At 72.2% G+C, this 23,249-nt stretch carries 23 protein-coding genes; 8 read left to right on the top strand and 15 right to left on the bottom strand.

Annotated features, from left to right (window positions below; translation table 11 throughout):
- Window positions 1-100 precede the first annotated feature (100 nt).
- From ACTJKO_RS04960 to ACTJKO_RS04950, 3 genes are all read right to left on the bottom strand, one after another.
- Complete coding sequence (locus tag ACTJKO_RS04960; protein WP_440686290.1) at window positions 101-1,399, bottom strand: NAD(P)/FAD-dependent oxidoreductase; 1,299 nt, start codon at window positions 1,397-1,399, stop codon at window positions 101-103.
- Window positions 1,400-1,526: 127 nt separating this feature from the next.
- A complete protein-coding gene (locus ACTJKO_RS04955) occupies window positions 1,527-2,075 on the bottom strand; it encodes a dihydrofolate reductase family protein (RefSeq protein ID WP_440686289.1) in 549 nt (182 codons plus the stop codon).
- A 38-nt stretch (window positions 2,076-2,113) separates the two neighbouring features.
- A complete protein-coding gene (locus tag ACTJKO_RS04950) occupies window positions 2,114-2,704 on the bottom strand; it encodes a hypothetical protein (protein ID WP_440686287.1) in 591 nt (196 codons plus the stop codon).
- An 83-nt stretch (window positions 2,705-2,787) separates the two neighbouring features.
- Between ACTJKO_RS04950 and ACTJKO_RS04945 the strand changes: the two genes are divergently transcribed.
- Window positions 2,788-3,564 carry an alpha/beta fold hydrolase gene (locus ACTJKO_RS04945; RefSeq protein WP_440686285.1) on the top strand — a complete coding sequence of 259 codons (777 nt, stop codon included), beginning with the start codon at window positions 2,788-2,790 and terminating at the stop codon, window positions 3,562-3,564.
- Window positions 3,561-4,331: an esterase/lipase family protein gene (locus tag ACTJKO_RS04940; protein WP_440686283.1), complete on the top strand. Its 771-nt coding sequence runs from the start codon at window positions 3,561-3,563 to the stop codon at window positions 4,329-4,331. The genes ACTJKO_RS04945 and ACTJKO_RS04940 overlap by 4 nt, the downstream gene beginning before the upstream one ends.
- A gap of 31 nt (window positions 4,332-4,362) precedes the next feature.
- Here ACTJKO_RS04940 and ACTJKO_RS04935 read toward each other — a convergent pair whose 3' ends face one another.
- Both ACTJKO_RS04935 and ACTJKO_RS04930 read right to left on the bottom strand, forming a co-directional pair.
- Window positions 4,363-4,749, bottom strand: coding sequence for a VOC family protein (locus ACTJKO_RS04935; RefSeq protein ID WP_440686281.1), 387 nt, complete (start codon window positions 4,747-4,749; stop codon window positions 4,363-4,365).
- A gap of 104 nt (window positions 4,750-4,853) precedes the next feature.
- Entirely contained in the window at window positions 4,854-5,861 is a 1,008-nt protein-coding gene (locus tag ACTJKO_RS04930) for a LacI family DNA-binding transcriptional regulator (RefSeq protein WP_440686279.1), read from the bottom strand.
- A 79-nt stretch (window positions 5,862-5,940) separates the two neighbouring features.
- On the opposite strand from ACTJKO_RS04930, the gene ACTJKO_RS04925 reads away from it, so the two are divergent.
- Entirely contained in the window at window positions 5,941-7,050 is a 1,110-nt protein-coding gene (locus ACTJKO_RS04925) for an acyltransferase family protein (protein ID WP_440686277.1), read from the top strand.
- Here ACTJKO_RS04925 and ACTJKO_RS04920 read toward each other — a convergent pair.
- On the bottom strand, window positions 7,019-7,750 hold the full coding sequence (locus tag ACTJKO_RS04920) for a class I SAM-dependent methyltransferase (RefSeq protein WP_440686275.1): 732 nt from the start codon (window positions 7,748-7,750) through the stop codon (window positions 7,019-7,021). The genes ACTJKO_RS04925 and ACTJKO_RS04920 overlap by 32 nt on opposite strands.
- Window positions 7,751-7,955: 205 nt before the next feature.
- Between ACTJKO_RS04920 and ACTJKO_RS04915 the strand changes: the two genes are divergently transcribed.
- Window positions 7,956-8,750 (top strand): NAD(P)H-binding protein, encoded by a 795-nt coding sequence (locus ACTJKO_RS04915; RefSeq protein ID WP_440686273.1) that lies wholly within the window; start codon window positions 7,956-7,958, stop codon window positions 8,748-8,750.
- 133 nt (window positions 8,751-8,883) lie between these two features.
- Here the strand turns inward: ACTJKO_RS04915 and ACTJKO_RS04910 are convergent, their stop codons facing one another.
- Window positions 8,884-9,390 (bottom strand): N-acetyltransferase family protein, encoded by a 507-nt coding sequence (locus ACTJKO_RS04910; RefSeq protein WP_440686271.1) that lies wholly within the window; start codon window positions 9,388-9,390, stop codon window positions 8,884-8,886.
- A 27-nt stretch (window positions 9,391-9,417) separates the two neighbouring features.
- On the opposite strand from ACTJKO_RS04910, the gene ACTJKO_RS04905 reads away from it, so the two are divergent.
- From ACTJKO_RS04905 to ACTJKO_RS04895, 3 genes are all read left to right on the top strand, one after another.
- The gene (locus ACTJKO_RS04905) at window positions 9,418-10,047 is read left to right on the top strand and encodes an SRPBCC family protein (RefSeq protein ID WP_440686269.1); all 630 of its coding nucleotides are present in this window, start codon (window positions 9,418-9,420) and stop codon (window positions 10,045-10,047) included.
- Complete coding sequence (locus tag ACTJKO_RS04900) at window positions 10,044-10,715, top strand: DUF4166 domain-containing protein (protein ID WP_440686266.1); 672 nt, start codon at window positions 10,044-10,046, stop codon at window positions 10,713-10,715. The genes ACTJKO_RS04905 and ACTJKO_RS04900 overlap by 4 nt, the downstream gene beginning before the upstream one ends.
- Before the next feature lie 71 nt (window positions 10,716-10,786).
- Window positions 10,787-11,323 carry a YbaK/EbsC family protein gene (locus ACTJKO_RS04895; protein WP_440686264.1) on the top strand — a complete coding sequence of 179 codons (537 nt, stop codon included), beginning with the start codon at window positions 10,787-10,789 and terminating at the stop codon, window positions 11,321-11,323.
- 10 nt (window positions 11,324-11,333) lie between these two features.
- Here ACTJKO_RS04895 and ACTJKO_RS04890 read toward each other — a convergent pair whose 3' ends face one another.
- The 8 genes from ACTJKO_RS04890 to ACTJKO_RS04855 form a co-directional block, all read right to left on the bottom strand.
- Entirely contained in the window at window positions 11,334-11,702 is a 369-nt protein-coding gene (locus ACTJKO_RS04890; RefSeq protein ID WP_440686262.1) for a VOC family protein, read from the bottom strand.
- Between the two features lie 19 nt (window positions 11,703-11,721).
- Window positions 11,722-15,567 carry an ATP-dependent RNA helicase HrpA gene (gene hrpA, locus ACTJKO_RS04885; RefSeq protein WP_440686260.1) on the bottom strand — a complete coding sequence of 1,282 codons (3,846 nt, stop codon included), beginning with the start codon at window positions 15,565-15,567 and terminating at the stop codon, window positions 11,722-11,724.
- A 78-nt stretch (window positions 15,568-15,645) separates the two neighbouring features.
- Entirely contained in the window at window positions 15,646-17,481 is a 1,836-nt protein-coding gene (locus ACTJKO_RS04880) for a thioredoxin domain-containing protein (protein WP_440686258.1), read from the bottom strand.
- A gap of 80 nt (window positions 17,482-17,561) precedes the next feature.
- Entirely contained in the window at window positions 17,562-18,104 is a 543-nt protein-coding gene (locus tag ACTJKO_RS04875; RefSeq protein ID WP_440686256.1) for an ATPase, read from the bottom strand.
- 7 nt (window positions 18,105-18,111) lie between these two features.
- A complete protein-coding gene (locus ACTJKO_RS04870) occupies window positions 18,112-19,179 on the bottom strand; it encodes an NAD-dependent epimerase/dehydratase family protein (protein ID WP_440686254.1) in 1,068 nt (355 codons plus the stop codon).
- 41 nt (window positions 19,180-19,220) lie between these two features.
- The gene (locus tag ACTJKO_RS04865; RefSeq protein WP_440686252.1) at window positions 19,221-20,078 is read right to left on the bottom strand and encodes a sulfurtransferase; all 858 of its coding nucleotides are present in this window, start codon (window positions 20,076-20,078) and stop codon (window positions 19,221-19,223) included.
- Window positions 20,079-20,200: 122 nt separating this feature from the next.
- Entirely contained in the window at window positions 20,201-20,761 is a 561-nt protein-coding gene (locus tag ACTJKO_RS04860; RefSeq protein WP_440686250.1) for an MOSC domain-containing protein, read from the bottom strand.
- Between the two features lie 103 nt (window positions 20,762-20,864).
- A complete protein-coding gene (locus ACTJKO_RS04855; protein ID WP_440686248.1) occupies window positions 20,865-22,406 on the bottom strand; it encodes an MFS transporter in 1,542 nt (513 codons plus the stop codon).
- Between the two features lie 164 nt (window positions 22,407-22,570).
- On the opposite strand from ACTJKO_RS04855, the gene ACTJKO_RS04850 reads away from it, so the two are divergent.
- Complete coding sequence (locus ACTJKO_RS04850) at window positions 22,571-23,230, top strand: TetR/AcrR family transcriptional regulator (RefSeq protein WP_440686246.1); 660 nt, start codon at window positions 22,571-22,573, stop codon at window positions 23,228-23,230.
- Window positions 23,231-23,249 lie beyond the last annotated feature (19 nt).

Genomic DNA, 23,249 nt, shown 5'->3' with positions numbered 1-23,249 from the left:
GCCCGGCCACGGCGGCGCCAGCCCCGCGCACACCACGTCGGACGGGAGGCGCGGGCCGGGTCCGACCCGCGCCTCCCGTCCCGCGCGGGGAGGACCGGCGCTACTCCGCCTTCTGCATCTGCCAGGGTTCCGGCTCGCGGTCCCCGTTCGGCCGCACCGGACGGACGTCGCCGACGATCGGGATCGCACGCTTCCGCATGAACCAGAGGTAGCGGACGAAGAAGTGCGACAACGTCGACAGCCGGTTGCCGTTGCCGAGCAGGGACGCGATGTGCACGACGACCCAGGCGGCCCACGCCACCGGCCCGACCATCGTGATGCCGCCACGGAGCTGCGCGACCGCGGCGTTCGTGCCGATCGTGGCCATCGTGCCCTTGTCGAAGTACTTGAAGTGCTCGGTCGGCTTCCCCTCGATGCGGCGGACGATCTGCCGTGCCACGTGCCGACCGCCCTGCAGGGCGGGCTGGGCGAGCTGCGCGAGGGCGTCGTCCTGCGCGGCGATGTCGCCGGCCGAGAAGATCCGCTCGACACCCTTCACGCTGAGGTCGTCGTTCACCTGGATGCGCCCGCCGTGCGTCTGCGGCATGCCCCAGCCGGAGACCTCCTTGTGCGCGGCGACACCGGTCGCCCAGATCACCTGCGACGCGGGGATGAACTCGCCGTCGGACGTCATCACGCCGTCCGGCTTCACCTCGGAAACGCCCGTGTTGAGGCGCAGCACGACACCGCGCTTCCGGAGCACCTTCGCCGCGTACCGACGCAGACGCGGCGCGAACGGCTTGAGGAGCTCGCCGCTGCGGTGCACGAGGGTGATCGAGATGTTCCCGCGCTCGATCTCGGGGTAGGCGCCGACGAGCGCTTGGTCGCGGAGCTCCGCGAGCGCCCCGGCCATCTCCACGCCGGTCGCACCGCCGCCGACGATGACGATCTTGATCTCGTCGGGCCCCTGGTTCGCCGCGGCTTCCTCGAGTCGGGTGAACAGCTCGTCGCGGATGCGGAGCGCCTGGGAGCGGGAGTACATCGAGTACGCGTACTCGTACGCACCGGGCGTGCCGAAGTAGCTCGTGTTCACGCCGTTCGCGAGGATGAGCCAGTCGTAGTGCAGGTGCTCACCGTCGGACATCTCGGCGACACGCTCGTCGGCACGGATGCCGGTGAGCAGCCCGTGACGGAACTCCGCGTTGCTCTGCTTCGCGCGGAGGCTCCGGAGGAAGTAGGTCACGTCGCCGGCGTTCAGCCCGCCGGTCGCCACCTGGTACATGAGCGGCTGGAACATGTTGTAGACGTGCCGATCGACCAGGGTCACGCGCACCGGGGCGTCGGCCAGCTCGCGCATGGCGGCGACCCCGGCGAATCCACCGCCGACGATGACGACGTGCGGGCGGGTGTCCTGGGTCATGCTGGCTCCGGGTTCCTCGGGTGCGGGAAGGTCACCCCCGAGGGTACGCGCGCTGCGGGGTGGTGCGGTCCACCTGCCGGTCACGCCGGCCCAGGCCGCCCCGGACGGGAGGCGCGGCTCGGCTCCGTCAGGCCTCCAGCAGCCCGTAGGTGCTCAGGACGTTGCCCTTGCTCGTCACGGTGGTGTCGATCAGCCGCAGACGCGTGGGCGGGTCGGTCGGTTCGAACAGCTTGCGCCCGGCGCCCGCGATGACGGGGTGCACCATGAGCTGGAGCTCGTCGAGGAGTCCGGCGAAGAGCAGGTGCCGGACCACCGTGACACTGCCGCAGACGGCGATGTCCGCGCCGTCGCGCTGCTTGAGGTCCCGCACGAAGTCGTCCAGGTCGCCCGTGATGCGCGTCGAGTGCTCCCACGCGAGGTCGTCGCCGAGCGTGGTGGAGGCCACGTACTTGTCGATCGGGTTGATCCACTGCCCGAAGGGGTCCTCCGGGTGGGCCGGCCACCACTCGGCCCACTCCAGGTAGCTGTTCTTCCCGAGGAGCACGGTGTCGGTGCGGGCCATGAACGCGCCCATGCCCGCCCCGAGCTCGTCGTCGAAGCTGTCGAACTGGAACCGGAACGGGTCCTGCACGACGCCGTCGACCGACGCGAACAGCCCTGCCGTGACCTTGCGCATGCTCGGAGCATAGAGCCCCGGCCCGGCCCGGTCGAGGGTCAGCTGTCCGAACCGTCCGAACCCGTCGAACCGCTGTTCGTCCCGGTGCCGCCGTTCGTCCCCGTGCCCGAACCGGTTCCGGTGCCGCCCTGCGTGCCGTTCCCCGGGAACCTGCCGGTACCGCCGCCCGGGAACTGGTTCGTCCCGCCGTTCGTCCCCGGCAGCTGCGTGGTCGACCGGCTCGTGCCGGAACCGATCGCGTGACCGACGGCGAACCCGATGCCGCCGCCGGCCAGCAGTGCCGCGAGCCCGACCGCCACCGCGACGATCGGCCAGAACCAGGGCGGCTTCGGCCCGCGCCGTCGCGACGGATCCGTCGTGGCCGCGCCCGCGCCGTACCAGCCGGTCGCACCGCTCGGGCCACCGCCGTTCCACGAGGGACCGTACGGGTCCCGGGCGGCGTACGGGTCGGTGGAGGCACTGGCAGCAGCGGACGGGCCCGACGGAGCAGCGGGGCCCGGAGCGTCGAGGGTGGCGGTCGGCGCGGGCGCGGCTCGCCAGTCGGGTGCCCCGGCGGGTGCCGCGGGGGTGGGGGCGGACGGTTGCTCGTCGCTGCGGCGCGAGGGCGTCGTCGGGGTGTCGTCGGTCATGCACACGAGTGCACACCGTGTGGCTATGCGTGGCCGATGACGACGCTGACGTCCCACTGTGGGCTGCCGCGTAGCCTCGCGGTGTGCGTACGAGGACCGAGACGGTGGACGTCGACGGCTGTGCCCTGCGTCTCCACACCCTGGCACCCGCCGGACGGTTGCGGGACGTGCTGGCACCGACCGTCGTCCTCGTGCACGGGATCGGGACGTCACACCGCTCGTTCCACCGCACGCAGCGGGCGCTCGCCGTGGCGGGGCACCGCACCGTCAGCGTCGACCTGCCCGGGTTCGGCGGCGTGCCCGGACCGGGGCGGCGTCAGGACGTCGAGGAGCTCGGCGACATGGTCGTCCGGGCGGTCGCCTCCCGTGGCGCCGGTGAGCTCGTCCTCGTCGGGCAGTCCATGGGCACCCAGGTCGTCGCGGAGGCCGCGCGCCTGCACCCGGACGCCGTGAGCTCGGTCGTGCTCATCGGCCCGGTCGTCGCAGCGGGGCGGCGCTCGGCGGTGCTCCAGGGCATCGACCTCGCACGCGACTGCATCCGGGAGGGGGTCCGGATGAACGGTGTCGTCGGCACGGACTACCTCCGCAGCATGCCGCAGTACCTCCGCGAGCTCCGGCCGATGCTCCGGCACCGGCTCGAGGACACGCTGCCCCGGCTCGGGCAGCCGGTGCTCGTCGTCCGCGGCTCCGAGGACCCGATCGCCCGACGTGACTGGGCGCAGCGGCTCGCCGCCGTCGCACGGCAGGGCGCGTTCGTCGAGCTGCCCGGAGCGCACCACGTGCAGGAGCACCAGCCCGTCGCGTTCGCGGGCCTCGTCGACGAGTTCCGGCGCGTGCAGACGCTGGAGGCCCGCGGGTGACCGAGGTGACCACCCCCGCGACCGGACCCGCCCCGGACGGCCGTGCCGCGCCTCCCGTCCGCATCTCCGTGGTCCGCCGTGGCTGGTGGGCCCTGGCGGACTGGTGGTACGCGATCCGGTGGCAGGTGCGCAGCCTCGGGCCGACCACGGCCGACGACTACCGGAGCGGAGACGGCCAGCCCGTCGTCGTCATCCCCGGGGTCTACGAGACCTGGCACTTCCTCCGGCCGCTCATGGACGCCCTGCACGACCGGGGCCACCCCGTGCACGTCCTTCCCGTGCTGCGCCACAACCTCCGGCCCGTGCCCGAGTCCGCGCAGGAGGTGCTGGACCACCTCGAGGAGCACGACCTGCGCAACGTGCTCCTCGTCGCGCACAGCAAGGGCGGCCTCATCGGGAAGTACCTCATGACCCGCCTCGACGAGCACCGCCGGGTCGACCGCATGGTGGCCGTGTCCACGCCGTTCGCGGGTTCCGGGTACGCGCGCCTGGCACCCGTGCGGCACCTCCGGGTGTTCCGGGCCGCGGATCCGGTCCTTGCGGCGCTGGCGCGCGAACTCGACGCGAACGCTCGGATCACCTCCGTGTACGGCGTCTTCGACACGCTCATCCCCGAGGGCAGTGCACTCGCCGGAGCCACGAACGTGCGGCTGCCCGTCGGCGGCCACTTCCGGATCCTCGGCGACCCCCGGACCCGCGCGGCAGTCCTCGCGGCGGCGGACCCCAACCCGTCCGAGCCGGACGACGCGGACGCACCCGCCGTCTGACCCGACCGCGCGCACGGCGGACGGGATCGTGTCAGGCCCCGGGCAGGAACAGGCAGAACGGGTGCCCGTCCGGGTCCAGGAGCACACGGACGTCGTCCTGCGGCTGGTACTCGGCCACCCGGGCACCGAGCCCCTCCGCTCGGGCGACGGCGGCCGCCAGGTCCTCCACCTGGAAGTCGAGGTGCAGCTGCATCCCGGGAGCGTCCACCGTGCCCGGCCAGGTCGGCGCCACGTAGGCCGGTTCGTACTGCATCGACAGGCCTGGCCCCTCGTCCGGACGCACGCGCGCCCACGTCGGTCCGTCCTCGTGCACGGTCCACCCCGTCAGCGCGCCGTAGAACCGGGCGAGCGCGATCGGTTCGGGTGACTGCAGGACGGTGGCGGAGAGCGTCGGCATCGACGCGTCGGCGGCGGTCATGCCGCGGAGCGTACGCCCACGACCGGACGGTCGCGCCCGGACGGTCCGCCCAGACGGTCGCGCCCGGGCGGTCGTGCCCGGACGGTCGCGTCCGGCAGCGCGGATCACCGCGAGGCGACGCTCGCGCGTTCCACGATCCGGTGCGGGATGACGACGGTCTCCGGTGGCGCCTGCCGGTCCTCGATCCGCCGCGTGAGCAGGTCGAGCGCCGCCGTCGCGAACGCCCGACGGTCGAACGACACCGTGCTGAGGGCCGGGATCGCGAACGCCGCGCCGTCCACGTCGTCGAAGCCCATCACGCTCACCTGGTCGGGGACCCGGACACCACGGGCGGCGAGGACGTGCAGCACGCCGAACGCGATCGAGTCCGTGAAGGCGAAGACCGCGTCGGGCAGCGGGTGCTCGTCGAGCCAGGCGGCGAACGCCGTCGCGGCCACACTGGTCGACCACGCGGGCAACGGGACCCGCAGCGCCGGGTCGGCCGGGATGCCGGCCGCTCCGAGCGCCGCCAGGTGCCCGCGCTCCCGCAGCTCACTCGTCGCGGTCGCCTCGACGTCCCGGGCGGCGCCGACGATCGCGATGCGGCGGTGCCCGCGCGACACCAGGTACGTGGTGACCTGCTCGGCGGCGGCGACGCTGTCCACGTGCACCTGGTCGACGTGCTCCGGCTCGACCTCGCCGATGACGACCGTCGGGGGCAGCCCCTCGGTGGACGCGAGGACGCTCCCGCTCAGCGACACCGGGTTGAGGACCAGCCCGTCGACCAGGTGCGCCCGCGCGCGGGACACCAGGTCGCGCTCGCGGGCCGGGTCGTTGCCGGTCTGGTCGAGCTGCACGATCCAACCGCGCTCGCGGGCGAGTTCGACGAACCACTGCGCCAGTTCGGCGGAGTACGCGCTGCCCATCTCCGGCAGCGTGAGGGCGATCGCCCCCGATCGGCCGTTGCGGAGCCCTCGCGCCGACAGGTTCGGCACGTAGTCCAGCTCCGCGAGGGCCTGTTCGACGCGTTCACGGGTCTCCGGGCGCACGGCCACCCCGCCGTTGATCACGTTGGAGACGGTCTTCGGCGACACCCCGGCGAGGGCAGCCACGTCCCGCACGGTCGCGCGCATGGTGCAACCGTAGCCGTCCCGGCGGCTGCGTCCCTGCCACGAGGATGCGCCCGAGTCCGATGTGCGTGAAGATGAGCAGATGCCAAGGACTGACGGTGCCGTCGTCAACAACTTCGACGTCCTGCGTCTGCTCTTCGCCGCGTTCGTGGTGCTCTCGCATTCGTTCGCGCTGGTCGGCGAGTCCGAACCGGTCGTCTTCGGCCGGACGCTCGGCAACGTGGGCGTGCTCGGCTTCTTCTGTGTCAGCGGCTACCTCATCGCGCAGAGCTTCGGACGACGTACCTCCGTGCCACAGTTCCTCGCCAACCGGTTCCTCCGCATCGTGCCGGGGCTCGTCGTGGCGCTCCTCGTCGCGTACGGCCTCGGTCGCCTCTTCGACGGGTTCCGCGGCAACCCGGTGCCCTTCATCGTCGACGGGCCGGTGTGGACCCTCACGTGGGAGGTCGTCTGCTACTCGGCGCTCGTGGTCGTCGGGGTGCTCGGGGTCCTCAGCGCCAGCGGCTTCCCGGTGTTCTTCGCGGTGGCGTGGGTGGTCTACCTGACGTCGATCGGGAACACCTCTGACTTCTTCCTCGCCGTCGTCCCGATGTTCCTGACGTTCGGCGCCGGTGCGCTCCTCGCCGTCCGTGGGGTCCGCATCACCACCGGATGGGGCATCGTGGCGAGCCTGGGACTCCTCGGCACACTCAAGCTCGGTGGCGTCGTGCTGGCGATCTCCGTCCTCACGCGTTGGGTCCCCTTCCTCTACGGGCCCACCGTGACCCCCGAGGTCGTGCAGCGCGTCCTGTTCCTGGTGTGCTTCCCGATCGTGCTCATCTGGTTCGCGACGGCACGGCGGCCCGGGTGGCGGCTGCGCGACGACCTGTCCTACGGCGTGTACATCTACGGGTGGCCGGTGGCACAGGTGGTGGTCGCCGTCGCGGCGGGCCTGCACGTCGGCCTCGCCCCGTGGATGCTGTTCCTGCTCACCGCGGTCCTCGTCGTTCCCCTCGCCTTCCTGTCGTGGCGGTTCGTGGAGCGACCGAGCCTGTCACTGAAGCGTCGGCTCCGTCGGCCCGCTGGGCGTGTCGCCCTCGGGTGGCGTCGCGTGCCTCGTGGGCGCCGCCGCGCCGGGGTGGCCGTCGCGGACGGGACGTCGGACGTCGAGGCGGCGTCGATCAGGGTCGGACGAACCGATGGACGTGCGTGACGTACGGCACCTTGATCGGCGCACGACCAGCCGTGTCGGGATCGTCGTCGAGCAGCCGCTGCACCGCGTCGAGGAGCGCCGACCGCTCCGCCGCAGGCCGCACGATCACGTAGCTCCGCGAGGCGACCATGTCCAGGAACGCCGCACGCTCCTGCTCGTGCACCCAGTGGAACTGCTCGTACTCGCCGTCGTCGAAGGGTGCGCCGACGACGGGCGCGCCGTAGTCCATCACCCGTGACTCCGGCTGTCCCAGGAGCGTGCTGAGGCGAGCGGACCACGGCCGTGTCTCGTCCCGGACGTTCCACACGAGCCCGAGCACGCCACCTGGCCGCAGGACCCGGGCCGCCTCGGTGGCCCCGCGCCCGGGGTGCACCCAGTGCCACGCCTGCGCGAAGGTCACCGCGTCGGCGCTGGCGTCCGGGAGGGGGACGGCCTCGCCCGTGCCCTCGAACGCTCGGACGTCCGGGAGGGCCGCCGTCAACCGTTCCCGCATGGCGGCGTCCGGTTCGACGGCGACGACCTCCTCGGCCCGGCCCAGCAGGGTGCGGGTGAACTTGCCCGTGCCGGCCCCGACGTCCACCACGCGCCGCGCCCCGTCGGGGACGATCCAGGCTGCGACCTCCTCCGGGTAACCGGGACGGCCGCGCTCGTACGCGTCGGCCGCGGTGCCGAAGGACCGGGCGTGCTGTTCGGAGGTCATGCGACCAGCATGTCGACCGTCGCCGACCTCCTGCTACCGTGATGCGCAGATGACCACATCGCAGAAGCATCCCGGCGGCGGCCGCGACGGAGCCTGACGTAGCTCCCCATCGCCTCGCTGACGTGTCGACCGTGTCGTGATCGTGCCGAGTCCGTCGGACTCGAACGCCACACACACACTCACATCGACCACTGGGAGTCCTGCCATGACCGGCATCCTCGTCACCGGCGCGTCCGGCCGTCTCGGCCGCGCCGTCATCCGTTCCCTCTCCGTCCTCGCCCCGCGCACCCGAGTGCACGCCCTCGTCCGTCGGGCGGACGCCGCCGCCGACCTCCGGCGACAGGGCGTGCACGCTCGTCTCGCCGACTACGGTGACCCTGCTGCGCTGGCGGAAGCGTTCGCCGGCATCGACCGCCTGCTCTTCATCTCCAGCCCCGAGTTGAGGCCCGCGGTCCGCTGGGACCACCACCGGGCCGTCCTCGACGCAGCGGAAGGCGTCGGCCACATCGTGTACACGAGCGTCCACGGCGCTGATCACGACCCCGCCCATGCCGCCACCGAAGCGGCGCTCCGGGAACGCGGGGGTGCGACCATCCTCCGCAACGGCTTCTACACCGAGCCGTTCCTGGTCCGCGCCCTCGACGACGCCCAGGGCGGGACCGTCGTCTCGGCGACCTCGGGTCAACCGCTCGCGACCGCCTCCGTCGACGACCTCGCCGAGGCCGCGGCGCGGGCCCTGCTGGCCGTCCCCACACCGGTCGTCCGGGAACTGCGCGGCCCGGCGTGGACCTACGACGAGCTCGCCGAGCTGCTCGGGGTGCGACTCGGGCGACCGGTGCGCCACCGTGACGTCCCGGTCGGGGAGGCGGGGCCGTCGGGTCCGTTGCACGCAGCGGCCGCATCCGGGGCCCTCGCGGCGGAGACCCCGGACCTCGGTCGGCTCCTCGGCCGGCCGCCCCGCGGGATCGCTGAGGTCCTCGGACAATTGCCGCTCCGCTGACCCGCCGGCCGGTTCGCGGGCCTACCGTCGTCCACGGCGTGGCAGCGGCGCATCACCGGGCTCCTCCTGGCCGCCGTCGCGATCCTGCTCGCACACGAAGGACCGCTGGCTGCGCGCCCCTGAGCGGATCGGGTCAGGCTGCCGAGCGCCCGGAGCGGGTCATGCGGCGCTCCCGCACGCCGCCGTCGACCTGTTCCGTGCCGTCGAACGCGAAGCCGTGCTTCCGGTAGAAGGCCTGCGCGCGGGGGTTCGGGTCCGCCACCCAGAGCACGGCGTCCGACCCGCTGTCGAGGACGGCGTCGAGCAGTGCGCTTCCCGCACCCGATCCGTGGTGGCCGTCGAGGAGGTACAGGACGTACAACTGCACCGTGCCGGGGCCGCGGTCCGTCACCGGTCCGGACATGGCGACACCGACGACGTCGCCGGCGTGCTCCGCGACCGCGACACGGTTCGCCGCGAAGCGTTCGTCGGTCAGTGCAGCCGTCCAGAAGTCCGTACGCCGGGCGACGAAGTCCGGGTCGTCGAGCACGACGTCGGGCACGAGGCCACGGTAGGTCGATCGCCAGGAAGCGACGTGGACGCGTGCCATCGCCGACGCGTCGCCCGGGACGGCGCGTCGGACCTCGGTTCCCCCGGTCATGCTCCCATCGTGGCCTAGCCTCGACGTGTGGGGAAGCGGGGCATCTACGTCGAGACCGTCATCGACGCCGAGGTGGAGCGGGTGTGGGCGGCGACCCAGGACCCACGGCAGCACGTCCGGTGGGACGTGCGGTTCTCCGAGATCGTGCCGGAGCCCGAGGACGCCGACGGAGCGACCCGGTTCACCTACGTCCGACGCTCCCTCCTGCACGACGTGCACGGCATCGGTGTGAGCATCGGCGAGCGTCGACGCGCCGACGGCACCCGCACCTCGGCACTCCGCTTCGGCACGGACGACCCGCTCTCGCCGATCCGCGCTGGCCGGGGGTACTGGCGGTACGTCCCCACCGAGGACGGGCGCACCCGGTTCATCACCGGGTACGACTACGACAGCGGATGGGGGCCGTTCGACGTGCTCGTCCGGCCGCTCCTCGGCTGGGCGACCGCGTGGAGCTTCGACCGGCTCCGGATCTGGCTCGAAGGCGGACCCGAGCCGGAGTCATGGCCGCTGACCAGCGTGCTGCGCCCCTGGCGGCGGGACCGGCCCCGCGCCTCCCGGACACGACGTGTGCCCGTGGGTGGCACGCGTCGCGGCGACCGACTCCGCGACGCGCCCGCCACCCTGGCAGCGCTCCCCGACCCGGGAGGCAACCGGTGAGTTCCGTCTTCGAGGCGGCGCTCGGCGCCGACTTCCGGCGCCTGCACCCCATGATGCAGCGACGCTTCCGTGTCGGACTCGACGCCGGCGAGGCGTGCACCGGCCGCGGCGTCATGCGCTCGATCCGGCGCGGCCCCTGGTGGACGGTCCCGTTCCTGCAGATCGGACGGCTGCGGAACATCCTCGTACCCGACGTCGGCGAGGACGTGCCGTTCACGATCGAGAACTACCCCTACCGCGACCCGTACGGGCGCGAGACGGTGACGTTCGTCCGGACGTACGAGACGAAGCCCGGGCGCACCGCGCGGTTCGACGCCACGATGGTGCTGGTCGACGGCCGGGTGCTGGACTACCTCGGGTCGCACCAGCACCTCGCGGTGGACCTCGACCTCGCCGTCGACGAGCGCGGTGGGCTGGTGCTCCTCTCCGGTGCGCAGCGGTTCTACGAGGGGCCGATCGCGTTCCGGTTCCCGATGCTGTTCAGCGGTCGGGCGACCCTGCACGAGTGGTGGTCCGAGGACGACCAGGCATTCCACGTCGACCTCGAGGTGCACAACCGCGTCTTCGGGTTCCTCTTCGGGTACCGGGGGACCTTCACGTGCGAGTGGACTCCGGCGACCGACGCGCCGGAGCGGCTGAAGCCCCGGCGGACGGAGTTGCGGACCTGACGTCGCTCAGGGGTACCGCATCGTGTGACGGCACCGGTCTCGTCCCGAGCGGCGATCCGTAGGGTGGGGACATGCCGACGCTCGAACGTGTCCCCGCACTGGTCGCCACCGGGTTCCTCGCGATCCCCGTCGCCGAGGCCCTCGTCACGCTGCCGAGCGAGCTCCTGGGGCAGATCGAGGCCGCCCCGATCGACCCCGAGCTCGCCGACACCGCGGCGTTCTCTGACGCCTACGGGTTCCCGCTCGAGGGCGGGGCGAACTGCATCGTCGTCGCTGGGAAGCGAGGCGAGGACGTGCGGTTCGCCGCGTGCGTGGTGCTGGCGTCCACGAAGCTCGACGTGAACCGGACGGTGAAGCGGCTGCTGGACGTCCGGAAGGCGAGCTTCGCGCCGATGGACCAGGCGGTGGAACTCACCGGCATGGAGTACGGCGGCATCACCCCGATCGGCCTGCCGTCCTCGTGGCCGGTGTACGTGGACGCGCGGGTGTTGGACGCACCTGACGTCGTCGTCGGCGCTGGTCTGCGTGGCGCGAAGGTGTTCCTGCCGGGCGCGGTGCTCGGTGCGCTGCCGCACGTGCAGGTGGTGGAGGGCCTCGCCGTCGAGTGAACGGCCGGGGTCAGTCCGTCGGGCGGATGAGGCAGAACGGGTGCCCCGCGGGGTCGAGGTAGACCCGGAACGTGTCGGTCGCCGAGCCCGTCGCGGTCGCGCCGATCGCCAGGACCGCTGCCTCGCCGGCGTCGAGGTCGTCGACCTTCGCGTCGAGGTGGACCTGCTGCGGCACGTCCTGCCCGGGCCACTCGGGGGCGCGGTAGTCGGCGACCTGCTGGAACGCCAGGATGGGTCGGCGGTCGGTGAAGGGCAGCGCCACCTCGGCCCAGTCCTCGTCGAAGCCGACGATCTCCCCGCCGAGCAGCTCGGCGTAGAAGCGTGCGAGGGCGCTGGGGTCAGGGCAGTCCAGGACCACGACGTCGAGTGTGCCGATCATGGCCGACACGCTAGACCGATCAGCGGGCGGCCGTCAGGGCCTTCGTGATCCGCTGCAACGACACGGTCTCGGCGGTCCCGAGCTCCTGCGCGAAGAGGCTGAGGCGGAACTCCTCGAGCATCCAGCGTGCGTGCACGAGCTCCGCATGCGCGCCGACGGCGGGCGGGAAGGTCCCACCGGCGTCGACGTAGCGGTCGGTCGCGACGGACACCTCGCGCATCCAGCCGGCGTCCCGGCCGGGGTTCTGCAGGAGCTTCTGCACCCGTGCCTCGACCCCGCGCAGGTACACGCGGATGCGGCGGAGACGGTCGAGTCCGGCGACGGCGACGAATCCCGGGAACACCAGGCGCTCCATCTGCTGTCGCATGTCCGTCAGCGCAGGCAGGAGTGCCATCGCGTTCGCCTGCTTGAGGGCCTTCTCGGCGGCGCGCTGCGCTGTCAGGACGGCGGCGACCTCGCTCACCGCGGTGAACATGGTGTCCACGACCGTCGAGGACACGGCGTCCCGCACCTGCTCGAACTCCGTCTTCGTGAACACCAGCCCGTCCGGGTGGGAGCGGCGGATGCCCGCGTCGACGACGGCGGCGAGCACGTCGTCGAAGAGCGCCGCGGTCGACGGGTAGGGGCTGGCCGCGAGGGCCAGCTTCTCCTGGGCGGTCAGGTGCGACTGCACGTACGACACCGGCGACGGCACCGCGAGCATCACGAGCCGACGGACACCCGCGGGCATCTGCACGAGGCGGTCCCCGGGTGTCGCGAGCAGTCGCACGCCGACGGTCGCCTTCGGGCCGTCGCCCTCCTCGACGAGCGCCGGGTACGCGCGGATCACGCCTCCGGCCTGCTTCGTGTCGAGCTGCTGCGGCAGGTCCTGGTCCGGCCAGGCGGTGAGACCCGACCGTTCCACCTGCGGACCGGCGGATGCCCCGGCGACGCGAGCCGCGCCTCCGGGCCGACCGGCGGCGCGGGTCGTGGCGGACGCGACGCTCTGCCGGGTCCGGTCCTGCAGCTTCGTCTGCAGGGCACGGAGGTCCTTCCCGGACTCGACCCGGCGACCGCGCTCGTCGACGACCGCCCACGTCGGGAGCAGGTGCGGCGGCACCCGGGTCAGGTCGAAGTCGGACTCGGACACCGGGACGTACGTCATCCGCTGGATCGCCCCTGCGAGGGTCGCGCGGAACGACTCCGTCGGCTCGGTCGGGGCGTCGTCCGGCAGTTCGGCGACGATCTTCTCGGCCCAGTCGGCCGCGGGCACGACGTTCTTGCGAATCTGCTTGGGCAACGACTTGATGAGTGCGGTGACGAGCTCCTTCCGGAGACCGCGCACCTGCCAGTCGAAGCCCTCCTCGCGCATGCGGGGGAGCAGCGCGAGCGGCACCTGCACGCTGACGCCGTCGTCCTGCGCGCCGGGCTCGAAACGGTACTTGATCGCGAGGCGTTGGTCGCCCGACCGCCACTGGGTCGGGTACTCCTGCTGGTCCTGCGCGGCTTCTGCCGCGTCCTCGTCCAGGAGGTCCGACCTGCGCATCGTGAGCAGGTCCGGTTGGTCGCGCCGCGCCTTCCGCCACCACCCCTCGAAGTCGCGGGTCGTCGCGACGTCGGCGGGGACCCGGGCGTCGTAGAACTCGAACACGCGCTCGTCGTCGAACAGGATGTCCCGGCGACGGGTGCGCTCCTCGAGCTGTTCGAGCTCGCGACGGAGCTTCCGGTTGTCACGGTCGAACGTCTGTCGGGAGTCCCACTCGCCCTCGACCAGGGCGTGGCGGATGAAGAGTTCGCGGGAGTGCTCAGGGTCGACGCGCTTGTACTGCACGCGGCGCCGCTGCACGATCGGCACGCCGAACAGCGTGACCCGCTCGTACGCCACGGCGGCGCCCTGCTTCTTCTCCCAGTGCGGTTCGCCGTACGTGCGCTTCAGGAGGTCCCCGGCGAGCGGCTCGACCCAGGCCGGGTCGATGCGCGCGACGGTCCGCGCGAACAGCCGACTGGTCTCGACGAGCTCGGCGGCCATGACGGCGTCCGGCTGCTTCTTCGCCAGGACGCTGCCCGGGAACACGACGAACCGGACGTTCCGTGCGCCGAGGTAGTCCCGCTTCTCCTTGTCGCGCAGCCCGATCTGGCTGAGCAGACCGGCGAGCAGCGAGCGGTGCACCGCGTCGCCGTCGTCGCTGCGGGACTGGCCGACACGGACGTCGACCTGCTTCGCGGCGCGACTGAGCTGGCGGTACAGGTCCTGCCACTCACGGATCCGCAGGTAGTTGAGGAACTCGGCCTTGCACAGCCGCCGGAAGGCGCTCGACGAGAGCTCGTCCTGCTTGTCCTCGATGTGGTTCCAGAGGTTCAGCAGGGTCAGGAAGTCGCTCGTCGGGTCCGCGAACCGCGCGTGCAGCTGGTCCGCCTGGGCGCGCTTCTCGAGGGGGCGCTCGCGCGGGTCCTGGATGCTCAGGGCACTGACGACGGCGATGACCTCGCGCCCGACGCCCTGCCGACCGGCCTCGAGCACCATCCGGCCGAGACGCGGATCGATGGGGAGACGGGTGAGCTGCCGTCCTGACTTCGTGATGCGGCCGTCCCCGTCCACGGCACGGAGTTCGCGGAGGAGGTCGAGGCCGTCCTTCACGCCCCGGGAGTCCGGCGGCTGCAGGAACGGGAACCGCTCGATGTCGCCGAAGCCGAGCGAGATCATCTGGAGGATCACCGCCGCGAGGTTCGTGCGGAGGATCTCGGGGTCGGTGAACTCCGGGCGGCGCTCGAAGTCGTCCTCGGAGTACAGCCGGATCGCGATGCCGGCACTCGTGCGCCCGGCTCGGCCCGAACGCTGGTTCGCGCTCGCCTGGCTGATCGCCTCGATCGGGAGCCGCTGCACCTTCGCCCGCGGGGAGTACCGCGAGATGCGGGCCGTCCCGGTGTCGATCACGTACTTGATGCCGGGGACGGTCAGGGAGGTCTCGGCGACGTTCGTGGCGAGGACGACGCGGCGACGGACACCGGGCGTGTGTCGACGTTCGAACACCCGGTGCTGGTCCGCGGCGGACAGGCGGCCGTAGAGGGGGAGCACCTCGGTGCCCGGGTACCGCTTGCCCTCGATGGCGTCCTGCGCGTCGCGGATCTCGTTCTCGCCGGACAGGAACACCAGGACGTCGCCCGGGTCCTCGCGCGCCAGCTCGTCGAGCGCGTCGGTGATGCCCTGCAGGACGTCGCGGTCGTCCGCGGCGCTGCCGCTGTCGCTCGTCCGGGAGTCGGTCTCGTCGTCCCCGTCGTCGCCCGGGTCCTCGGCGACGAGCGGGCGGTACCGGATCTCCACCGGGTAGGTGCGCCCCGACACCTCGATGATCGGGGCGTCGCCGAAGTGCTTCGAGAACGACTCCGGGTCGATCGTCGCACTCGTGATGATGACCTTGAGGTCGGGTCGACGGGGGAGCAGTCGCTTGAGGTAGCCGAGCAGGAAGTCGATCGTGAGGGACCGCTCGTGCGCCTCGTCGATGATGATCGTGTCGTAGCGCTGCAGGTCGCGGTCGAAGTGGATCTCGTTGAGCAGGATGCCGTCGGTCATCAGCTTGATCCGCGTGTTCGCGCTCACCTTGTCGGTGAAGCGGACCTGGTACCCGACGAGGTCGCCCAGCTCGCCGCCGAGTTCCTCGGACACGCGCTCCGCGATGGTGCGAGCAGCGATCCGGCGCGGCTGCGTGTGCCCGATGTGCTCACGCCCGAGTTCGAGGCAGATCTTCGGCAGCTGCGTGGTCTTGCCGGACCCGGTGGCGCCAGCGACGATGACGACCTGGTGGTCGCGGATCGCGGCCGCGATGTCGTCCCGCCGCTGCGACACCGGCAGTTCGGGCGGGTACGTGATGACGGGCGTGGCAGACATGAGCCCTCCAGGATACCTGTGCCAGCAAGAGTCGACGTTCGCGGCCGACGGTGGACGGCCGCCGCTGCGGTCGCCCGCTCAGCTCGTGGTCTGCTCCGCCAGCACGTCCGCCGATCGCGCCGGCAACGCGCACACCCGGTCGTGACACACGTACCCGGCCGGGTCGAGCTGGTCACGCCCGTCGAACAGCTCGAACCCCGCGGCGGCCCACGCTGCCGCCTGGCCGGGCGTGACGAGTGCCACGACGGTACCCGGACGGCGAGCCCGGCGGCCGACGGCGCGGATCGGGTCGTCCGGGTCGGACGCCACGACGACGACCTCGCGCGACGGCCGCTGCAGTGCCAACGCCACACCGAGGGCGTCGGCATGGCCGAGGGGTCGTTCGGTACCGGTCGTGGCCCGGTCGGCCACGAGTCGCACGGCCGCCGTACGGTACTCGGACACGCCGGTCAGGGCGGACAGCGTCGCGGCTGCTGCGGCGAGCGCCACCGTTCCGGACCGCAGGGCCGTCTGGGGCTGCTCGCCGGTGGCGGTGCCGGACGCTGCGAGGACCGGGTCGACGTCGAACCGCCCGGCGAGGCCGTCGTCCACCAGCGTGCGTGCCGCCACGGCGTACCGGACCTCGCCCGTCACCAGGGCCAGGTCCAGCAGCCCCTCGGCGAGGAGACCGACGTCCTCGATGGTCGGAGGAGCCGCCGAGGCGCCGCGCGGCGTGCTCGACCGCACCGTCACGTGTCCGTCCCGCACGTGTGCCACCAACAGCGCGTCGGCGGCGGCGCGAGCGAGCGAGAGCATCTCCGGGTCACCGTGGCGGGCGCCCGCGATGGCGAGACCCCGGATCGCGAGGCCGTTCCACCCGGTGAGGACCTGATCGTCGAGCGGCGGCGGATCGAACCGTCCGCGTTCGTCGAGCGGCAGCCGGTACCACTCGCCCTCGACCCGCCGGCCGTCGATGGTCGACTCGCTGTCCTGCGCGGCGACGAACGCGCCGTCGCCACGACGGAGGGTGTCGCGCAGGAAGTCCGCGATGCCGCGTGCCTGCTCCGGACCGGCCACCGCGATCAGGCCCGCGTTGTCGTAGAGCATGCGTTCGTAGTGGGGCACGCTCCAGTCGCGCTTGGTCGCGTACCGGAACACCCCGCCGTCGGCGTCCGTCAGCTCGGACCGCCGGATGGTGTCGAGCGACCGTTCGAGGAGGGCGTCCGCTCCGGCGTCGCCGTCCGCAGCCGCGTCCGCCAGGAACTCGAGCAGCGGGGCACTCGGGAACTTGGGTGCGCCTCCGAACCCGCCGTACGTGGTGTCCTCCGCCCGCGCCAGCTGCTCGGTGACCGCAAGGACGGCATCGACGGCCGGGAGGCGCGGCTCGTCGCCGTCACGACCCCCACCGACACCGGCAGCCCGGTCGGCCTCGGCACCCTGCCGGATCGCCGCCGCGATCGCACTCGCGTTCGCGTCGACCTCGTCCCGACGCTCCGTCCACGCGTCGAGCACCGCGGCGAGGATCTGCCGGAACGACGGCACCTGCCCCACCGGCGACGGCGGGAAGTACGTCCCCGCGAAGAACACGTGGCCGTCCGGTGTGAGGAAGGTCGTCAGGGGCCAGCCGAGTTGCTGGGTGAAGGCGCTCGCCGCGGCCATCAGGCTCGCGTCCACGTCGGGCCGCTCCTCTCGGTCGACCTTCACGGACACGAACCCCTGGCGGAGGATCGCCCCGACCTCCGGATCGGCGAAGCTCTCCCGCGCCATGACGTGGCACCAGTGGCAGGTCGCGTACCCGACGGACACGAGCACGGGCACGTCGCGCTCGCGCGCCTCGGCGAACGCCTCCGGCCCCCACTCCCGCCAGTCCACCGGGTTGTCGGCGTGCAGGCGGAGGTAGGGGCTGACCGAGGTGCCCAGGCGGTTGTCGTCCATGTGCTCCAGCGTGCCCCGTCGCCGCTGGGCGGGGGCGTCGGGAGCGGAAGCTGTGGAGAACCCGGCGACGTTCCACCGCCTCAGACGGGGAGCCACCCCGTCAGCGACGCGAGCCGGTGCGCCACGTCCGTCGGCGTCATGGAGTCGGTGTCGATCCTGGTGACCGTGTCCGCCGTGGCCGTGTCGAGCCTCCCGGCCGTCCGTGTGCTGTGCGCGAGCTGCGCTTCCGGGACCACTCCGCCGGAGCGGCGTGCCAGCCGCGACGACGTGACGTCGTCACCGGCGCGGAGCAGTACGACCGTGACCAGCGGGTCGTCGCCCATCGCGGCCGCCAGCTGCTCGTGTTCCAGCACGGACACGGTGTTCGTGTAGACGAGCCGGTGGTGACCGAGCCCCCGGTACGCGGCCCACATCGACGCCAGGTTCCGCTCGGCGAGGTGCGCCTCCGGGTGCTCGACGTGCGGCGCCGGATGGGCGAGGTCGAGCACGTCGCCCTCGATGACGGCGTGCCGGACGTCGGCCGTGGCGAGGAGCTCGTGCAGTGCCTCGGCGGCGGTCGACTTGCCGACACCCGAACGACCGCCGATGAAGAGGACCTCGGAACGCGGCAGCGGATCGGGCACGGCGCTGTCAGCCTCGTCCGAGCGAGAGCAGTGCGAGGGCGGCGTCCTCGGGGCCGTAGTCGAACATGCGCTCCCAGAACGGATCGTCCGCCCATGGCACGTCACCGTCGGCGGGGACCGCGTGTGCCGTCTCGACCAGCCAGTCGAGTTCCGGCAGCACGGCGGACCAGAAGGCCGGCGGCTGCCAGCCGAGGGCACGCGCCGCCGAGGTGTCGAGGACGAAGGGGGACGGCGACGACCACGGCGTGGTGCCGACGAACGCCGGAGCGTCGGCGTCGAGCAGCACCTCGTCGAACGCGTGGCCCAGGTGTCCGGCGATGGTCCGGACGATCTCCAGCACGTTCGGTGCGGTGTCGTCGGCGACGTTCAGGATGCGGCGGTCGGGAGCATCCGCGACGAGGCGCACGAGGGACCCGATGCCGCTGGCGGCCGTCGTGTGGTCGACTCCGCGGCCCTGGTCGGCGAGCAGGATGCGTTCCCGGCCGTCGAGCACCCGGCGGACGACGAACCACTCCCGCGGGCGCCCGATCCCCACGCCGTACACCTTCGACGGGCGGAGGACCGTGACGGGAGCGCCGTGGTCGAGGAGGACCTGCTCGGCTGCGACCTTCGCCGCGCCGTACCCGTCACGACTCGTCGGGTCGCCGTCGGCCGCGCGCACCGTGGGCTGCAGCTCCGTCACGGCGGCGCCGAACACGGGCTTGTCGACGGAGTTCGCGTGGCGTCCCTGCTCGTCCGCGTACACCGCCTTCGACGAGATGAACACGGTCGACCCGATGTCGTCGAGGAACGGTGACAGCTGCACGGCGTCGTCACGGGTCAGGCCGACCGTGTCGACGAGCAGGTCCGCGCCGGGGCGGAGGAGTCCGCGCAGCACCGAGGAGTCCCGTCGATCGCCGGGGACGAAGGTGGCTCCGTCGGCCGCGAGGGCGTCGGCAACCGGACCACCGCGACGCGCGACGACCTCGACCTGCCAGTCGTCACCGCCACGTCCGGAAGCGTCGAGGAGCGCGCGTGCGATCGCGGAACCGATCCCGCCGGTCCCGCCGAGGACGACCGCTCGCCTGGTGCTCACGGGTCCACGCTAGTGGTGCGTGCGGAGTCGCCCGGCCGCGTTCAGGACGCCACCACCTCCGGCTCGCGACGCCACCAGTCGGCGAGGGAACCGTCGTACACCGTCACCCGGTCGTGACCGAGCACCGTGAGTGCGAGCGCGTCCACGCACGCCGCGCTCCCCACTCCGCAGTAGGTGACGATCTCGTCGGCGTCGAGCACGGAGGCGAACGCCCGCTCCAGGGCGTCCCCGCGGAGGTACGCGTTCGTGTCCGGATCGACGATGGTGTCCACGGCGATCGGCGTGCTGCCGGGCACGACCGGGGGGTGCCCGGTGCCGAGGGCGGATTCCGGAGCCGCGAGGACGAGGGAGGCGGGCTGCTCGCCGGTGACGGCCCGGAGGACGCGGTCGTGGTCCGCCCAGAGCGGTCGTTCCTCACCCGCGAGGAACGGTGCGCCGACGTCGCTCGGCGCCGTCCGGAGGGCACCGACACGGACCGGTCGGCCTTCGTCGCGCCACTTCGTGAACCCGCCGTCGAGGACCGCGACCGAGTCGAAGCCGAAGGACCGGAAGATCCACCACAGGCGCGCGGACCACTCGCCGACGCTGTCGTCGTAGACCACGACGGTCGAGGTGTTCGTCACGCCGAGTTCGCGCGCCGCTGCCTCGAACCGCTCCGCGTCCGGTCGGGTGAACGGGAGGTCGGCGTCGGGCGTGGAGAAGGCGCCGACGAGGTCCGCGTAGCGGGCGCCCGGGACGTGTCCGTGCTGTTCGTAGGCGTCCTGCGCGCTCTCCCACGCCGTGCCGAGGCCCGCTCCCACTGCACGCACCGAGGCGTCGAGCACGACGAGCTCGTCAGCACCGAGGTGGTCTGCGAGCCACTGCGTCGACACGAGCGGCGAGGTCAGGACGGGGGCCATGGCGCACACGATAACCGGCACCCCTGACGTGTGCGAGGGAAACCGACACACTGCGCAATCGGTGCGCGTTCGACCGCACGAGATGCGGACGGGCAGGGTCCGTGGGGGCCCGGTCGCCGGGGTCAGACCGGACGCAGGGGTTCCCGGACGCCGGTCGGGTACTCCACCCGGATCGGGTCCCCGGGGTGTACCGCGCCGCCAGTGACCACGACCGCCATGACGCCGCCCTTCCGCTCGACGGAGCCGTCATCGGCTCGCCCGAGCACCTGGCGCAGCAGGCCGGGCTCGAAGTCGTTGACCTGCTGGCACGGGTTCCGGAGGCCGGTGACCCGCACGCACGCGGTGTCCCCGAGGTGGAGCAGGGTGTCGGTCGGCAGCCCGAGCAGGTCGACGCCGCGGGTGGTCACGTTCTCGCCCATCTGTCCGGGGGCCACGGCGTACCCGGCCGCGGCGACCTCGTCGAACAGCTCGGCGTGCAGGAGGTGCACCTGACGGAGGTTCGGCTGCGAGGGGTCCCGCGCGACACGGGAACGGTGCTGCACCGTCGTCCCCGCGTGCGCGTCGCCCTCGATGCCCCAGCCAGCGACGAGCACGACCTCGTCGACGACCGGCTTGCTGAACCGGTGCGCGGAGTCCCGGCTGACGGAGACGACGGTGGCGGGGGCGTCCTGGTTCGTGGTCACAGCACGATCCTGGCGCGGATCGGCTGGTTGCGCGAGTGCTCGGACGACGGAACGGCCCGTACCGGCGAACCGGGACGGGCCGTTCTCGTGCTGGTGGACGGTGTCAGTGCGCGGCGGTCGGGATGCTCCCGGTCGTGGCGGCGCTCGCCCGTTCGAGCTTGGCGAGCCGCACCGACTGGCGGTTGATGAGCAGGCCACCGGCGAGGGCGACGAGGACGAGCACACCCGCCGAGATACCGAACGCGACGTGGTAGCCGTCGATCACGGCCTGCGCCTGCTGCAGCTTCGTCGGTGCCGCCGAGAGCCCGGAGAGGCTGTTCTTCACGACGTCCGCGAAGATCGTCGACAGCAACGCCGTGCCGATCGAGCCGCCGATCTGCTGCATCGTGTTGACCGTCGCCGAAGCCACACCCGCGTCGGCCCGGGCGACGCCGGTGGTCGCGGTGTTCATCGCGGACGAGAAGATCGTGCCCATGCCGAGCCCGATCACGATGAGCGCCGGCAGGACGGTCCCCGCGTAGGAGCTGTCGACACCGGTGCGGAGGAGGAGCAGGAGCCCCGTCGCCGCGACCAGGCCGCCGGCGAAGATGAGCACCTTCGGGCCGACGCGGGGCAGCAGGCGGCCGCCGATCTGCGTCGCCGAGAGCATGATCGACAGCGGCATCGGCAGGAACGCCAGGCCGGTCTGCAGCGAGCTGAAGCCGAGGGTCTGCTCGAGGTAGTAGGTCAGGAACAGGAAGATGCCGAACATGCCGATCGCGACGAGGCCGATGGCGATGAACGCGCCACCGCGGTCGCGGTCGAGCACGACGCGCAGGGGGAGCAGCGGGTGCGCCACCCGCGTCTCGATGACCACGAAGGCTGCGATGAGCACGACGCCGGCGGCGAGCATGACGATCGTGAGCGGGGCGTCCCAGCCGTTCGTCTCGGCGTTCGAGAAGCCGTAGACCACGCCGACCAGACCCGCGGTGATGGTGAGCACGCCCGCGACGTCGATGCGCGGACGCTCGACCTTCGGCGGCTTCGCCATGAACACGAGCGCGCCGATCACGCCGAGGACCGCGAACACGACGTTCACGTAGAGGCACCAGCGCCACGAGGCGTACTCGGTGAGCACGCCGCCGAGCAGGAGGCCGATGGCGGCACCGGAGCCGGCGATCGAGCCGAAGATGCCGAACGCACGACCGCGTTCCTTCGGGTCGCGGAAGGTCGTCGTCAGCATGCCGAGGGCCGACGGTGCCAGCAGCGCGCCGAACACGCCCTGCAGGGCACGAGCGGCGACGAGCAGACCGAACGAGTCCGCCAGCCCACCGAGCACCGAGGCGACGGCGAAGCCGACGAGACCGATGATGAACGTGTTCTTGCGGCCGAAGAGGTCACCGAGGCGACCACCGAGCAGCAGGAGGGAGCCGAACGCCAGCGAGTAGGCGGTGACGATCCACTGCCGCTGGTCGGTGCCGAAGCCGAGGTCGGACTGGGCCGAGGGGAGCGCGATGTTCACGATCGTCGCGTCGAGCACGACCATCAGCTGGGCGAGTGCGATGACCGCGAGGGCGATCCAGCGGTGGTTCGCCCGGTCGGGCGCGGTGCCCGTCGTCGTGGGTGCTGCCCCGGTCGGGGTGGGCACGGTCTGTTCTGCCGTCACGGCAGCCTCCTTCGAGAAGGTTGGAGGGAAGGGTGGAGCGCGCGCCGTCGGGCACTCCGGGAGGGATCTGAAACGGATGCAACGCATCCGCTTGTGGCCAGTGTAGACCGAAACGGAAGTTCTGCATCCACTTATTCCCAGAAAGTTCAACTACGTTCGACGACGTGAGCACCACCGAGTCCGCGCCCCTGCACGAGCGCCCCCTGCGCGCCGACGCAGCACGCAACCGCGAACTGATCCTGCAGACGGCGCGGAAGTGCTTCGCCGAGCGCGGCCTCTCGGTCACGCTCAACGACATCGCGCACGAGGCCGGGGTCGGTGTCGGCACCGTCTACCGGCGCTTCGCGGACAAGGACTCCCTCATCGAGGCTCTCCTCGCCACCAAGTTCGAGGCGATGAACGACGCCGCCGCCCTCGCGGCGGACGTCTCCGATCCGCGCGAGGCGCTGCGGGTCTACCTCATGGGGGTGTTCGAGTTCCGCGCTCGTGACCGTGCCCTCGCGGACTCGATCGTGCGCGCCGGGCGTGCACGGCCCTCGATCGTGCACGAGCGCGACCGGCTCGAACGACAGGTCAGTCGGATCATCGCCCGCGCCGAGGCAGCGGGCGTGGTGCGCGCCGGGTTCGACTCGCGGGACATCCCGATGCTCACGACGATGGTCGGGGCCGTCGCGGACACGACCCGCGCGCACGATCCCGACGCGTGGCGCCGCTACGCCGAGGTCGTCATCGAGGGCGTGCTGCCCGGCGGCACCGAGGCCGCGATGACCGGGACGCCGCTGGACCGCGAGTCGATCGAGCGCGCGCTCCAGGAACAGGCCTGACCGGCGCGCCACGCGGCGG

The sequence above is a fragment of the Curtobacterium sp. 22159 genome, from assembly GCF_052045775.1.
GTDB lineage: Bacteria > Actinomycetota > Actinomycetes > Actinomycetales > Microbacteriaceae > Curtobacterium.
The sequence above is the reverse complement of the archived record's forward strand: the minus strand, read 5'-3'. Positions and strand labels throughout refer to the sequence as shown.